This is a genomic window from Streptomyces sp. NPDC091682 (assembly GCF_044756625.1).
GTDB lineage: Bacteria > Actinomycetota > Actinomycetes > Streptomycetales > Streptomycetaceae > Streptomyces.
The window spans coordinates 291283-303963 of the sequence record NZ_JBIVTH010000002.1; the positions used below are offsets into that span (position 1 = coordinate 291283).

Below are 12681 nucleotides of genomic sequence, written 5' to 3' on the forward strand. Positions count from 1 at the left end.
CAAGTCGTGATGGACGCCGGGCACCGGCGAATGAAACCGGTGGAGTGGTGATGACACAGCCGACACCCGTACGGTGCCCCGCGATCGAGCACCCCGACCTGCCACCGGCCGACCCGGCCCGCCTCGACCCGCTGCTCGCCCGGCTGGCCGCGGACCGGCCCGTCGACACCGACGAGAGCTTCCCCCTCGGCACCCTGCGCACCGACGGCCGCGTCGACCTCTGCAAGCAGGGGCTCGGTCCGGCCGGCGCGGCCCGCCTGCTGCCCGCCGCCACCGCCTCCGCGCACGCCAGGCACCTGCTCCTCGGCACCAACGCCATGGGCGACGCGGGCGCCGTCGCCCTGGCCGAAGCCCTCACGGGAAACCACGGGCTGCACACCCTCTACCTCGGCTGCAACCGGATCGGCCCCGACGGGGTGGGCTCCCTCGCCGGCGCCCTCAGCGACGACACGACCGTCCGCGCCCTCTGGCTCAAGCGCAACCCGCTCTTCGAGGACGGCGCCCGCACCCTGGCCGCGCTGCTGCGCCGCAACACCGCCCTGCGCACGCTCGACCTGGTCAACACCGGGATCGGCGCCGACGGCGTACGCCTCCTGCTCGACGCCCTGCTGGAGCGCGAGCAGCCCCTGGAACGGCTCTTCCTCGGCGGCAACGGCCTCGGCCCGGACGCCGCCCCGCTGCTGGCCGCCCTGATACGGGACGCCGGGGTGCGCGAGCTGTACGTCCCCGCCAACCACCTCGGCGACGGGGGCGCCGCGGTCCTCGCTTCCGCCGCGGCCGACTCCGCCCGTCCGGTCCGTCTCGGGCTCGGCGGCAACGGCATCGGCGCCGCCGGAGCGCGGAGCCTGGCCGCCTCCCTCGACGGCATCGAAGCCCTCGACCTCGGGCGGGCCATGTCGGAGCGCAGCCTCGGGTCCCCCGGCAACGACCCCGGTGACGAAGGGGCGTACGCCCTGGCCGCGGCGCTCCCCGGCAGCCCGCTGCGCCGGCTGGAACTGCGCCACACCGGCCTCACCGGGCGCGGTGCGAAGGGCCTGCTCGCGGCGGTGCCCGCGGACAGCCCGCTGGAGTACGTGGGCCTCGGCCCGGGCCTGCCCCGCCGCGTGAAGCGCTCCTTCACCGAACGGCTCCGCCCTGCCCGGGCGGCCCACCCGGACGTCCGCGCCATCGGCAGCGTGTACCGGTGAGCGTGGAGAACGCCGAACTGCCCGGCGGCCTGCGGCCGGAGGACCGCCTGGCCTGGCAGCGGATCCGCCGCTACGCCGTGCCCGGCTGGATGATCGAGCAGGCCACCGCGCACCGGCTGGCCGGTGACTGGCGGGCGGCCTGCGCGGCCGCCGCCGTGGACGTCGAGTTCGAGCTGCCCGCGGTGGAGGCCCGCTACGGAGGCGCCGTGGCCGAGGCGTTGGCGGAGGACCTGCGGCACTTCGCCCCGGACCTGCTGCGCTGGCACCTGCCCCGGTACGGGGGCGGCCGCACCACCATCGCCACCGACCTGCGGATCCTGCTCGCCTCCTACGGCGGCCCCGGCGGTCCGACCCTGTCGGTCACCACACCCCGCATGAGCGAAGGCCCGCAGCGGCTGCGCCTGCACTGCGCGCCGGTCACCACGAAGAAGCGGAACGTGTACACCGGGCGCGGCTTCGCCTCGGAGGACTGGACCGCGGTCCGGCCGTTCTGGGACGCCCGCCACGCGTCCGAGCTCGGCGCGCGCTTCGCCGACCCGGAAGGCCTCGCCGAGCGGATCGCCCTGCTGCGCGCCGCAGGGGACACGGTCGGGGCCTATGCGGCGGCGGGCATCGAGTGCGACCTGCGCGTGCCCGCCGCGCAGCCCCACCAGCGCCCGAGGGACCCGGAGGCCCTCCTCGCAGGGATGCCGATCGACCTCGGCCGGCTCGCGCCGGAGGTGGCGCGGCTGGTGGCGGCGGGAGCGGGCGACCGCTACCGGATCTCGGCGGGCTGGCGCACCTACCTGCTGCTGGAACACGTCGGCCCCGACAGGCTGCGGGCCCGCATCATCGAACTGGGCGAGGCGTTCGCCGTACCGGCCTTGCCCCGGTACGCCCGGCAGCGGCTCCCCGATCCCGAACTGGTCCGGACCGGCCTGGTCTCCCCGCGCGAGCTGCACCCGCTGGTGTCCGCCGCGCTGTTCCCCGGCGCCGACCCCGCCGTGGTCCCGACCGGCCCCGATACGGGCGGGCCGGTACGGGTGCGCTGCGGCGGCGGATGGCACGCGGTGCGCTCACACGGCGGCGTGCTCGACGTACCGCACACCCCGCAGGAGCAGCAACGCGAGCGCGCCATGCGGGCGTTCGGAGGCGCGGTCTCCGGGTGCTTCGCCGTGCAGCACAGCTGGACGACGGGCGAGGGGCGGCTGCCGCGCGCCCTCCGGGCCCAGCGGCACGAGCTCTTCCTGCGCGTCCAGCACGGCGACACCCCGGGCGTGGTGGCGCTGCTGGACGCGGGTATGGACCCCCGGATCCGGGACGCCCGCGGCCGCGGCCTGCTGCACACCCTCAACCTGCTCGACCACGAGGTGCTGCTGCCCCGGTTGCTGGCGGCCGGACTCGACCTGGAGGCACGGGACACCGGGCAGCGCACCCCGTTGCTGTCCGCGGTGTACTGGGGCGGCTCGGCGGACCTGGTCAGGGACCTGCTGGCGGCCGGCTCCCGGATCGACGTCACCGACGAGATGGAACTGTCGCTGTCCCAGGTGATCCGCCGCTACAGGCGCACCGACCTCGCCTTCCTGCGGAACCGCGTCGACGAGGAGTTCCCCGACATCGGCGCAGACTGGTACGACGACCACCTGGAGTACCGCGAGGACGACGCGGACGAGGACGACGAGGACGACGACGCGTGAGTGCGACCCAGCCACAACCCGCCCGTGCCCTGGCCGCCGCCGACGCCCTGGGTGCCCGGCTGGACGCCACCCGCACCGAACCCGCCACCAACCCCCAACTGGAAGCACTGGCACTGGCCGTGACGGCCAATCAGCCGGTCCTCCTGTGGGGTGAGCCCGGTATCGGCAAGTCCGCTGGCATGGAGCAGCTCGCCACCGCGCTCGGCGTCCGGCTGGAGACCGTCATCGCCAGCGTCCACGAGCCCTCCGACTTCGCGGGGTTGCCCATCGTCGGCGAGGACCCGGCCACCACGGGCGTCCCCATGGCACCGCCGGACTGGGCGGTGCGCCTCGCCCGCACCGGCCACGGGCTGTTGTTCTTCGACGAGCTGTCCTCCGCCCCGCCGGCCGTGCAGGCGGCCCTGCTGCGCGTGGTCCTGGAGCGTCGGGTCGGCAGCCTCGAACTACCGGCGGCGGTACGGATCGTCGCCGCGGCCAACCCGCCCGCGAGCGCCGCCGACGGCTGGCACCTCAGCCCGCCGCTCGCGAACCGCTTCGTCCACCTCGACTGGACGCACAACCCGCGCACCGTGGCCCGCGGCATGGCCGGCACCTGGCCCGAGGTGGCGATCCCGGCCGTCGATCCCGCCAAGGCCGCCGGTTCGGTCGCCCGGGCCCGCGGGGCCGTCTCCGGCTTCCTCACCGCCCGTCCGGGCCTGGTCCACCACATGCCGGCCGAGGCCGCCGGACGGGGCCGCGGCTGGCCCTCCCCGCGCACCTGGGAGATGGCCCTGCGGCTGCTGGCCACCGGGTACGCGGCATCGACGGGCCGGGAGGCCCTCGCCGCCGCGCTCACCGGCGCCGTGGGCGAAGCCGCCGGGATCGAACTGCTCTCGTACCTCGAACACCTCGACCTGCCCGACCCGGACCGGGTGCTGGCCGACCCCGACGCCTTCGCCCTGCCCGAGCGCGGCGACCGGCAGCTGGCCTTCCTCATCGCCGTGGTCGCGGCCGTGCAGAGCGAGCTCACCCGTCCCCGCTGGGAAGCGGGCTGGGCGGTCCTCGCCAAGGCCGTGGACGCGGGCGTGCCCGACGTCGCCGCCCGCGCCGCCGCCGACCTCGCCGCGATGCGCGACCTCGACTGGCCGGTGCCCGCCGGCATCGACGCCTTCGTGGAACTGCTCCAGCTGTCCGGCTCGCTGCCGGGCGGCAACTGAGCCCAGTCCGGCGCCGTGCGACCGGAGTTGGACCGCGCGAAGCTACTGGCGGCCCGTTACAAGGCCGCCGAAACCCGTCCGTACCTCGCGTCCGCGCTGTACGCCCTGACCGTCGTCCCTTCGGCCGGGGTGCGCACCATGGGCGTCGACCGGCACTGGCGCTGCTACGTCTCGCCCGCTTTCGTCGAGGCGACCCCGGTGGCCCTGCTGGCCGGGGTGTGGATCCACGAGGTGGCGCACCTGCTGCGCGACCACCACGGCCGGGCCGAGCGGCTGCCCGCCGCCGACCAGCGCGATCCGGTCCGGATCAACATCGCCCAGGACTGCGAGATCAACGACGACCTGCTGGCGGACGGGCTGGCGCTGCCCGAGGGCCGGATGGAGCCCGGGCTCTACGGCCTGCCCACGGGCGGCCTCTTCGAGACGTACCTGCCGGCGATCCCCCCGACGCCCCACGGGCCGGACTGCGGTTCCGGTGCGCACGGCACTCCCGGGCCGTGGGAGCTGGGCGAGGACGGCGGCCCCGCCCGGGTCGGACCGGTGGAGGCCGAGGCGCTGCGCCGGCAGACCGCCGAGGCCGTACGGGCCCACCGGCGCACCCGGGGTCGGGTGCCCGAGGGCTGGGCCCGGTGGGCCGAGGAGGTCCTGGAGCCCTCCGTCGACTGGCGCCGGGCTCTGGCGGGATCGGTCCGCGAGGCCGCCGCCTGGGCGGCCGGCGCGGTGGACTACACCTACCGCCGCCCCTCGCGCCGGACGCCCGCGCTCGGCGGCCGGGTGGTGCTGCCCAGTCTGCGCAGGCCGCTGCCGCGGGTGGCCGTCGTCATCGACACCTCGGGATCGATGGGCCCAGGCGAGCTCGCGGCCGCTCTCGCCGAAGTCACCGGCGTCCTGCGGGAGGTGGGGGTCGGCGGCAACCGGGTCGCCGTCCTCGCGTGCGACGCCGACGTGCACGCCGTGACCCGGGTGCGCAGTGCCGGCGAGGTGACCCTGGCCGGCGGCGGGGGGACGGACATGCGGGTCGGCATCGGCGCGGCCCTGGCCCTGCCCGACCGGCCGAACGTCGTGGTCGTGCTGACCGACGGGTTCACGCCGTGGCCGGACGAGACGCCGTCCTGCCGGCTGATCGCCGCGCTGGTCGGGAGCGCCCCGCCCGCGCCCCCGCCCTGGGTGGAGACCGTACGCGTCGACCTGGCCACGTGACCCCGCCGGCCGACGGCCCTGTCTGCTGCGGGCAGTTCACCAAGTGACGGGCCTCCGGCGGCCTTTGTCGGCACGGCACCAACGCGACCCCGGACGGCACGCCTTGTCACCCTCTGTGTTTAGCATCCCGCGATTCGGTAACAAGATGTAGTGACAGGTAATCAACACTCGACGAAAGGCAGGACCATGAACCTCGTCAACGTGCTCATCCTCGTCGCGGTCCTCGCACTTGTCGGCCTTCTGATCGCGGCCCCCAGCGCCACCGTGCGGCGCAACCCGTTCCCGGGCCGGCGGCAGCGGGCCGACCGCCGCCTCTCGGGCGCTCCCCGGTCGACCCGGGTGCCCGGTCAGCGGGGCATCCAGCACCACGCGCCGTGAATCCGGCGCAGCGGCCGACCGTCAGACGGGCTCGGTGGCGAAGAGCTCCAGGTGGGCGCAGTGCGGGCAGCGGTACGCCTCGATGCGCCGCCGGGGCTTTCCCAGCCGTTTGGCACCGCCGAACAGGCCGCGTTCCAACGCCCCGGCGATCCAGCGCGCGTACCCCCGGGCGCCCTCCCCCGCGTCCTCGACGAAACCCGGCTCCAGGCCGACGCCACCGCAGTAGGTACATCTCATCGCGTCCACGGGCCGAGTGTAGGGAGCGGGGCCACGGCGCCGGCCGCCGGGCCGGCGCCGGGCCCCGTGAGGAACTTCACCGCGGGGGACGTCCCCGGACCGCGGCCGGCGTTGCTAGATTGTCGGGCGGCCGGTCCAAGGCCCCGGACGAGATGCGCCGTACCCGGTTACGCACGACGACGCGCGAGGTGCTGCACGAGCAGCGCCGTCCGCTGTCCGCACCCGGGCAGCGTACTCGTCGAGCAAGATGGGCGTACGCCATGACCGTGCCACTCACCCGCAGCCTGTACCGGACGACCGCGCACGCCGCGGGGGGACGTACCGGATCCGTCCGCACGGACGACGGACGCCTGGACGTCCGCCTCGCCCCGCCGCGCAAGAAGGTGCCCGGCACCACCAACCCCGAGCAGCTGTTCGCGGCCGGTTTCGCCGCCTGCTTCACCTCCGCGCTCGCAGAGGTCGCCGCCGAGTTCGGGGCGGACGCCGCCACCGCACGCGTGGCGTGCGAGGTCCAGCTCGGCACCACGGACACGCCCGCCGGCTACGGCCTCGCGGTGACGCTCACCGTCGGCGTGCCCGGGTGGCGGGCGGCGGACCTCCAGCCCTTGCTGCACCGGGCGGACGCGGTCTGCCCGTACTCGCAGGCCGTGCGCGGCAACGTACCGCTGACGCTCGTGGCCGTGGACGAGCTCGCCGGGGCCGTGGAGTCCGTCGAGTCCGGCGCCGATGACCGCGCCTGAGTCCGCGCGGGGCGAGCACCTCCCGGACGGCCCCGGCGTCGCCGTGCCCGAGCACGGCGCCTGGCTGCGGCGCGGCATCAGCCGCGACGGCGGACCCCTCGTCGAGGACCGCGAAGTGGTGTGGCTGCAGGCCGGGTCGTACTACGCCGACAGCCGGGGCTTCGCCGGTGAGACGTCCTTCGACGGCTCCCAGGTGCACTTCCACCACCTCACGGGCGAGCCCGGCGAAGACGCCGGCACCTTCCGGTGGGACGGTGCGGACCTCGTCGAGCGGGGCACCAACCCGGACGGCAGCACCTTTCTGGAGATCTGGACCGAGCTGCCCGCCGCCGACGGCGCGTGCGGCTCCTGGTCCGGCCCGGACCACCACGTGGTGCGCGTCGGCCGCCACGTGGTGCACGTCGATTCCCGTTCCGGTACGTACTGGCGGCTGTAGCCCGGGCCGCGGCGGACCGTCAGGGCAGGAGACCGGCCGGCAGGTATTCCGCGTACTCCGAGGCCGGCCGACCGGTGGCCTGGCGGACCAGGTCCTCGATGGGGTCGACCGCCTCCTCCGACAGGGGCGTGCCGAGGCGGGCGGCGACGTCCCTGCGCAGGGTCGGTAGTTTGGCGTAGAGGCGGTCGCCGGGGCAGGAAGTGGCGTTGAAGTCGCGGTGGCCGTAGATCTCCGACGCGGGCAGGCCGTACTGGTCGCAGATGTGGGCGCACAGGTCGGCCAGGGCCGCGTACTGTGCCGCCGGCTGGTCCTGCGAGGTGTACGTGCCCTCGTTCTCGATGCCGATCGACACGGTGTTCTGGCCGACGCAGTGCGCCGCCCGCACCTGGCGGTGGCCGGTGCGCAGCTCCGCCAGGCTGTTGTGGCGTCCCTCCAGCACGAAGGCCCCGCGGCTGATGGTGAAGTGCTGGCCCGTGTCGATCCAGCCCTGCGCGTCCATGTGGTACGTCTGGATCGCGCGGGCGAGGGCGACGGCGCGCTGCTTCGAGTAGTCCGTCACGTTCGCCGTCGCCGTGTGGTGGACGATGATCCGCTCCGGGCCGTTGGCGAGGACGACGACGGGTTCGGACGCCGCCCGCGCACCCCAGGCGGCGCAGCCGATGATGTCCGGGGTGGCGGCGGAGTACGCCCGCCCCGCCGCGGCGAGCGGCAGTGCCGCGGCGGCGGTCAGGGCGAAGGCTCCCGTGAGGACCGACCGGCGGGTGTACGGGGCCGCGGCGCGTGCCGACGGCTGGTGCAGTGCGGAGGAGGTCATGCGGCGCCATTGAAGGGGACCGTGCCGCCACCGGCCGCGCAGACACACCGCGCACCCCCCGGACGTACCACCATCGGTGGCCCTACCGGGAGTCCTCGGCGTACGACACCGCCCGGCCGAGGCCCGGCGGCGTGTCCTCCCCGGCGGTCCACCAGACGCCCAGTCGCTGGCGGACCAGGTACCAGCCCCCGTCGGGACCCCGGCGGAAGTCCCAGTCGTACGGACCGCCCATGGAGTAGGGCGAAGAGCTCTGCCCGCTCCCCGTCACGGCGACGAACCACATGTACCCGACGCCCGTCGCCCGGTCCTCGTCCACCTCGAAGTCCATGTTCAGGATGTGGTGCTGCATGCTCGGGAAGTGTGCCTCCGCCTCCTCCACCTTCGCCCGGACCGCCTCCCTGCCGCGGACCTCTCCCCACGGCTCGAACTCCAGCACCGCGTCCTCGGCCCAGCACTCGATCCACGCCCGCCAGTCCTTGCGGTCCAGCGCCCGCCAACCGCGGATCATGAGCCGCCGCAAGGCTTCCTTGTCCTCCAGGACCCGCAGTCGGCGCAGCAGGTCCTCGTACGTCACTTCGGTCCCCGCGGTCACTGGGCACTCGCAGCAGGGCGTACGACGATCTCGTTGACGTCGACCTCGGCCGGCTGGGCGACGGCGTAGGCGATGGCTCCGGCAATGGCGGACGCCGGCAGCGCCACGGCGCGATAGGCCTTCATGGCCTCGCGCGCGGCAGGGTCGGAGATGCCTTCGGCCAGCTCCGACTCGGTCACGCCCGGAGAGACCAGGGTGACCCGGACGGTGCCGTCCGACTCCTGGCGCAGCCCTTCGGACAGGGCGCGGACGGCGAACTTGGTGGCGCAGTAGACGGCCGCGGTGGGCGACACCTCGTACGCGCCGACGGAGGCGACGTTCACGAAGTGCCCGCCGCCCCCGGCGCGCATCACCGGCAGGGCGGCGGCGATCCCGTGCAACACGCCCTTGACGTTCACGTCGATCGTCCGGTCCCATTCATCGACCTTCAGAGCGTCCAGCGGCGAGAGCGGCATCACCCCGGCGTTGTTGACCATGACGTCCAACCGCCCGTACTGCTCCCGGGCGGCGGCCACGAAGGCCCGTACGTCGGCGGCGTCGGTGACGTCCAGCCGCTGGAAGGCCGCCGTACCACCTGCCTCGTTGATCTCCCGACTGAGCGCAGCGAGCCGATCGCTGCGCCGCGCGCCCAGGAGCAGCCGGTGGCCGTCGGCGGCGAGTCGCCGCGCCGTCGCCTCCCCGATCCCGCTGCTCGCTCCGGTGATGGCCACGACCTTGGCTTCGTTCCTCATACCCGTCCTGCTCCTCGTTCGAAGCGGATGACTCCGCCCGACCGAGTTTGGACAAGCCGCGGCCGGCCGACCAGGACGCACCGCACCCTGGCAGCGGGCCTCCCCACCCCCTAGCCTGCGGCCCCCTGCCGCTCCGTGCTGACGCTGCCGAGCCAGAGCAGGTCACGGGCCCGGGTCATCGCCACGAAGAGCTGGCTGCGGAGCAGTTCCTCGCGCTCCCGAGCCGTTTCCGGGGTCTGGGTACCGCCCGCGCCGGCCGGGGTCCCGTGTGCGAACACCGCGTCGTACCGGGGCAGGAGGACGTTCTTGAACTCCAGGCCCTTGGCCCTGCGGTAGGTGCCCAGCTTCACCGCGCCGACCGCGCGGCCGTCGTAGTGCTCCAACGGGCACACCGGGATGCCCGACCGGGTGAGCAGCCGCTGGTAGTGGCGAAGAGCGCGCATGGAGGGGCACAGCAGGGCGGTGTCGGCCAGCGCGCCGTCGGGCAGGGAACGCAGGGCGTCCAGGAGTTCCCCGTCGTGGGCTTCCGCCGTGGGCCGGGTGACGCGTACGACGTCCCCGTCGTGGTAGGTGAGGTCGACGTCGCGGCGGCCCGGGGTGTGCGTGCCGTCGAGGTCCTCGAAGGCGTCGTCGGCCACGACGGTGAGGGCCGCTTCCAGGATCTGCTTGCTGTTGCGGTAGTTGGTGCGCAGCACCTGCCCGCGGTCGCCGCGGATGTCGATGCCCGCGTCGGTGAGCCGGAAGCCCCCCGGGTACACGGTCTGCTGGCCGTCGCCGACGAGCAGCAGACCGTTCGGCACGTCACCGACGAGCGCGTGCAGCAGGCGCACGCCGACGAGCGTGAGGTCCTGGACCTCGTCCACGATGACGGCCGCGTACGGGGGCCGCTCGCGCCGGCGGACCGCTTCGGCCAGGGCCAGCGAGAGGACGTCGTTGAAGTCGTGCACGCCGCGCTCGCCGCGCAGTGCTTCGTACGCCTCGTACAGCTCCCACACCGCCTGCCGGTGCGCACGGTGCAGGCGTGCCTTCCGCCGCCGCCTCGGGACGGTCACGTACTCGTCGAAGCCGGTGAGGCCCCGCCCCTTGATGACGTGGTCGATCTCTTCGTGCCAGTAGGCGGGGGCGGGGTCGAGCTCGGCCAGGCTGCTCCCGCGGCCGACGTTCTTCCAGGCGAGGCTGAAGGCGGTCTCGGCCTTGTCCCCGTGCAGCCGTACCGGTACGCCCCGCTCCTGCAAGAACTCCTGCGCCCAGGAGTGGAGGCTGCGGAAGTCCACCCGGTCGGCGACGGCCGGGGCCATGGCCTTGAGGAAGGTGCTCTGCACCCGGGGCAGGTTGTTGGCGAAGGTGACGTACAGGATGCGGCCGGTCGTCCGCCGGGCCAGGTGGGCGGCACGGTGCAGTGCGACGACCGTCTTGCCGGTGCCGGCCGGTCCGCTGATGCGGGCCGGGCCGGCCCAGTTGCGGCGCACCAGTGCCACTTGATCGGGGTGGAGGAAGGTCATCCACTGCTCGATCGGGGCCTCCCGCGCCCCCTTCAAGGCCGCGTCGCGCAGCCCTTCCAGATCGAACAGCCCGTCCGGGGAGCCCGGTCGGTGGCGCTCGGGTGCCGGCGGCGGCTGCTGGTCGACCGTCGCCCCCGCGTAACCGGGGAACACCCGCTCGAGGTGATCGGCGATAGCCCGGACGGACTCCGCGCGCAGCCGGTGCCGCTCGGAGAGGAGCACGGGGCCGATCTCCTGTTCGCCCAGGAGCCGTATCCGGCCACGGCTCGCGTCGAAACGCCGGCCGGCGAGCACCAGCAGCGGCTGGACCGCGACCGGTGACATGCCGAGGGACGCCACCGCGCTCTCGGCGGCCTTCGTGGCGCCGAGCAGCCCGGTCGCGTGTTCGTCGCCCGGCTCGCCGCCGGCGGTGACGTCGATGACGAAGACGCCGCCGGGTCCCACCAGCAGCATGTCGGCGTCAGCGGTCCGCGCCCCGGACCACTGCCGGTGGACGAGCAGCCGCCAACCGCGCGCGGTCAGCACCAACAGCTGGGCGAGGACCCGCTGTTCGCCCTCGCCGACCGCGCCCCACCGCAGGGCCTGCCGGCGGGCGGCCTGCCACTGCTCCCGGAGCAACCGCTCCTGCCGCCGCGCGTCCTGCGCCCGCTGCGATGCCGCCCCGCCTGCCCCCATACCCAGCCCCCTCGTACGCGGAGTGACGATCATAGGGCGGAACGCAACGGTGGCGGCAGGGCGCGTACCGGGCAGCGCCTCCTCTCAGTCCTGCCAGTAGAACAGCAGGGTGTCGACCTTCAGCGGGTCGCGGCTGCCGAAGTAGTACACGCCGAGGTCGGTGACCTGGATCGAGCCGACGGCCTCGTCGAGCCAGCGGAAGCCGGCCGATTCGACCGCGCGGCGCACGGCCGGATCGTCGTCGTCACCGGTCGCGAACCGGCCGAGGGTGCTGATGAGCACCGCAGCGCCGCTCTGGCCGTAGCGGATCACGTGGTACGTGCCGTCCCCCGTTCCGTTGTCCTCTGCGCAGGAGATCGGCGGCTGCGGCGCGATGCCCGCGGCGGTGAGCGCGGCCGAGGCCCGCCGCAGCTGCTCGGCCGTACCGGTGGCCGGCGGCGGCTCCGTGCACAGGGCCTCGATCCGCCACCGCGGATCGGTCCGCTCCTCGGCCCACTGACCGTATTCGTGGACGATCGCCGTGCGCAGTTCCTCGTCCAGGCCGGTCACCTCGACGCGGGGGCGGCCCAGCTCCTCGTACAGCCTCCGGGTCTCGGCGACGTCCTCGGTCAGTCGGTGCAGCGCGTACGCGGCCCACAGCTTCGCCTCCTCGGTCGGCGCCTCGGCGAGGTAGGCGCGCAACCGCCCCGGGTCGGTCAGGAGCGCCTGGGCGCGGAACGCGACCTGCCGGTCGGGGTCCGCGAGCGCATCGGTGACGTCCCCGCCGGCGCGGTCCCGCAGGCGGACGGCGATGGAGCGGTCCTCGGGGCGGGCCCCGCCGAGTTCGGCCAGCACCGCCTCGGACCCGTGCCGGGCGGCCAGTGCGTCGAGCCCCGCCTCGCCGGTCTCCCGCCGATGACGCCACGGATCGAAGGCGAGCGTCGCCAGGGCGCCCGCCGCCGTCAGGTCGCCGAGAGCGCCGCGGGCCCCCAGGACCGCTTCGGCCATGCCGTACGCGCCGTCCTGCTGCCGGTCCTCGTGCCGCAGCCAGGGCAGCAGCTCGGGGCGGTCCGCGAGCAGGCCCAGCAGCGCGATGCGCACGTGGCTCACGTCATCGGTGTCCTGGACGCACGCGATCAACGCGGCCACGCGCCGCTCCGGCACCCGCCCGGCCAGCGCCTCGGCGCAGGCATCGCGGCGCCACCACGGCTGGCCCGTGTCGGCCGCGCACCGCGCGAGGGCGTCCGCGTCGAACGCACGCAGGCCCGCGGCGTCGGTCCGCCCGGCTTCCGGGGTCAACTTCTTGATCGTCTTCGCCATCCCGGGATGTTACTAGCG

The 12681-nt window shown here is 74.6% G+C and carries 13 protein-coding genes and 1 riboswitch; of the genes, 7 read left to right on the forward strand and 6 right to left on the reverse strand.

Annotated elements, in window-relative coordinates:
* Positions 1-50: 50 nt before the first annotated feature.
* The 5 genes from ACIQK6_RS05715 to ACIQK6_RS05735 all read left to right on the forward strand — a co-directional run bounded on the left by ACIQK6_RS05715 (position 51) and on the right by ACIQK6_RS05735 (position 5637).
* Positions 51-1187, forward strand: a complete 1137-nt coding sequence (locus ACIQK6_RS05715; RefSeq protein WP_402694383.1) for a gala protein — start codon at positions 51-53, stop codon at positions 1185-1187.
* Positions 1184-2863 (forward strand): ankyrin repeat domain-containing protein, encoded by a 1680-nt coding sequence (locus tag ACIQK6_RS05720; protein WP_329095981.1) that lies wholly within the window; start codon positions 1184-1186, stop codon positions 2861-2863. Before ACIQK6_RS05715 ends, ACIQK6_RS05720 begins: the two co-directional genes overlap by 4 nt.
* Positions 2860-4059 carry an AAA family ATPase gene (locus tag ACIQK6_RS05725; RefSeq protein WP_402694384.1) on the forward strand — a complete coding sequence of 400 codons (1200 nt, stop codon included), beginning with the start codon at positions 2860-2862 and terminating at the stop codon, positions 4057-4059. The genes ACIQK6_RS05720 and ACIQK6_RS05725 overlap by 4 nt, the downstream gene beginning before the upstream one ends.
* Before the next feature lie 15 nt (positions 4060-4074).
* Positions 4075-5259, forward strand: a complete 1185-nt coding sequence (locus tag ACIQK6_RS05730; protein WP_402694385.1) for a VWA-like domain-containing protein — start codon at positions 4075-4077, stop codon at positions 5257-5259.
* 186 nt (positions 5260-5445) lie between these two features.
* On the forward strand, positions 5446-5637 hold the full coding sequence (locus ACIQK6_RS05735; protein WP_329095987.1) for a hypothetical protein: 192 nt from the start codon (positions 5446-5448) through the stop codon (positions 5635-5637).
* 21 nt (positions 5638-5658) lie between these two features.
* Here ACIQK6_RS05735 and ACIQK6_RS05740 read toward each other — a convergent pair whose 3' ends face one another.
* Positions 5659-5874 carry a hypothetical protein gene (locus tag ACIQK6_RS05740; RefSeq protein ID WP_402694520.1) on the reverse strand — a complete coding sequence of 72 codons (216 nt, stop codon included), beginning with the start codon at positions 5872-5874 and terminating at the stop codon, positions 5659-5661.
* A 123-nt stretch (positions 5875-5997) separates the two neighbouring features.
* Positions 5998-6060, forward strand: a riboswitch (guanidine-III (ykkC-III) riboswitch).
* Between the two features lie 74 nt (positions 6061-6134).
* Here ACIQK6_RS05740 and ACIQK6_RS05745 point away from each other — a divergent pair.
* Both ACIQK6_RS05745 and ACIQK6_RS05750 read left to right on the forward strand, forming a co-directional pair.
* The gene (locus tag ACIQK6_RS05745; RefSeq protein WP_329095991.1) at positions 6135-6614 is read left to right on the forward strand and encodes an Ohr family peroxiredoxin; all 480 of its coding nucleotides are present in this window, start codon (positions 6135-6137) and stop codon (positions 6612-6614) included.
* On the forward strand, positions 6601-7050 hold the full coding sequence (locus ACIQK6_RS05750) for a hypothetical protein (protein ID WP_329095993.1): 450 nt from the start codon (positions 6601-6603) through the stop codon (positions 7048-7050). The genes ACIQK6_RS05745 and ACIQK6_RS05750 overlap by 14 nt, the downstream gene beginning before the upstream one ends.
* A gap of 19 nt (positions 7051-7069) precedes the next feature.
* On the opposite strand, the gene ACIQK6_RS05755 is transcribed toward ACIQK6_RS05750, so the two are convergent.
* From ACIQK6_RS05755 to ACIQK6_RS05775, 5 genes are all read right to left on the reverse strand, one after another.
* A complete protein-coding gene (locus ACIQK6_RS05755) occupies positions 7070-7864 on the reverse strand; it encodes a peptidoglycan recognition family protein (RefSeq protein ID WP_329095994.1) in 795 nt (264 codons plus the stop codon).
* A gap of 82 nt (positions 7865-7946) precedes the next feature.
* Positions 7947-8438, reverse strand: a complete 492-nt coding sequence (locus ACIQK6_RS05760; RefSeq protein ID WP_329095996.1) for a nuclear transport factor 2 family protein — start codon at positions 8436-8438, stop codon at positions 7947-7949.
* 14 nt (positions 8439-8452) lie between these two features.
* Positions 8453-9187: an SDR family oxidoreductase gene (locus ACIQK6_RS05765; protein WP_329095998.1), complete on the reverse strand. Its 735-nt coding sequence runs from the start codon at positions 9185-9187 to the stop codon at positions 8453-8455.
* Between the two features lie 110 nt (positions 9188-9297).
* Positions 9298-11364: a UvrD-helicase domain-containing protein gene (locus ACIQK6_RS05770; protein ID WP_329096001.1), complete on the reverse strand. Its 2067-nt coding sequence runs from the start codon at positions 11362-11364 to the stop codon at positions 9298-9300.
* An 84-nt stretch (positions 11365-11448) separates the two neighbouring features.
* A complete protein-coding gene (locus ACIQK6_RS05775) occupies positions 11449-12663 on the reverse strand; it encodes a hypothetical protein (RefSeq protein ID WP_329096003.1) in 1215 nt (404 codons plus the stop codon).
* Positions 12664-12681: the final 18 nt, after the last annotated feature.

Excerpts from the sequence above, each read along its gene's own strand:
- ACIQK6_RS05765 (WP_329095998.1), bottom strand. The coding sequence starts at position 9,187 with ATGAGGAACGAAGCCAAGGTCGTGGCCATCACCGGAGCGAGCAGCGGG.
- ACIQK6_RS05750 (WP_329095993.1), top strand. The coding sequence starts at position 6,601 with ATGACCGCGCCTGAGTCCGCGCGGGGCGAGCACCTCCCGGACGGCCCC.
- ACIQK6_RS05745 (WP_329095991.1), top strand. The coding sequence starts at position 6,135 with ATGACCGTGCCACTCACCCGCAGCCTGTACCGGACGACCGCGCACGCC.
- ACIQK6_RS05735 (WP_329095987.1), top strand. The coding sequence starts at position 5,446 with ATGAACCTCGTCAACGTGCTCATCCTCGTCGCGGTCCTCGCACTTGTC.
- ACIQK6_RS05775 (WP_329096003.1), bottom strand. The coding sequence starts at position 12,663 with ATGGCGAAGACGATCAAGAAGTTGACCCCGGAAGCCGGGCGGACCGAC.
- ACIQK6_RS05755 (WP_329095994.1), bottom strand. The coding sequence starts at position 7,864 with ATGACCTCCTCCGCACTGCACCAGCCGTCGGCACGCGCCGCGGCCCCG.
- ACIQK6_RS05770 (WP_329096001.1), bottom strand. The coding sequence starts at position 11,364 with ATGGGGGCAGGCGGGGCGGCATCGCAGCGGGCGCAGGACGCGCGGCGG.
- ACIQK6_RS05740 (WP_402694520.1), bottom strand. The coding sequence starts at position 5,874 with ATGAGATGTACCTACTGCGGTGGCGTCGGCCTGGAGCCGGGTTTCGTC.
- ACIQK6_RS05715 (WP_402694383.1), top strand. The coding sequence starts at position 51 with ATGACACAGCCGACACCCGTACGGTGCCCCGCGATCGAGCACCCCGAC.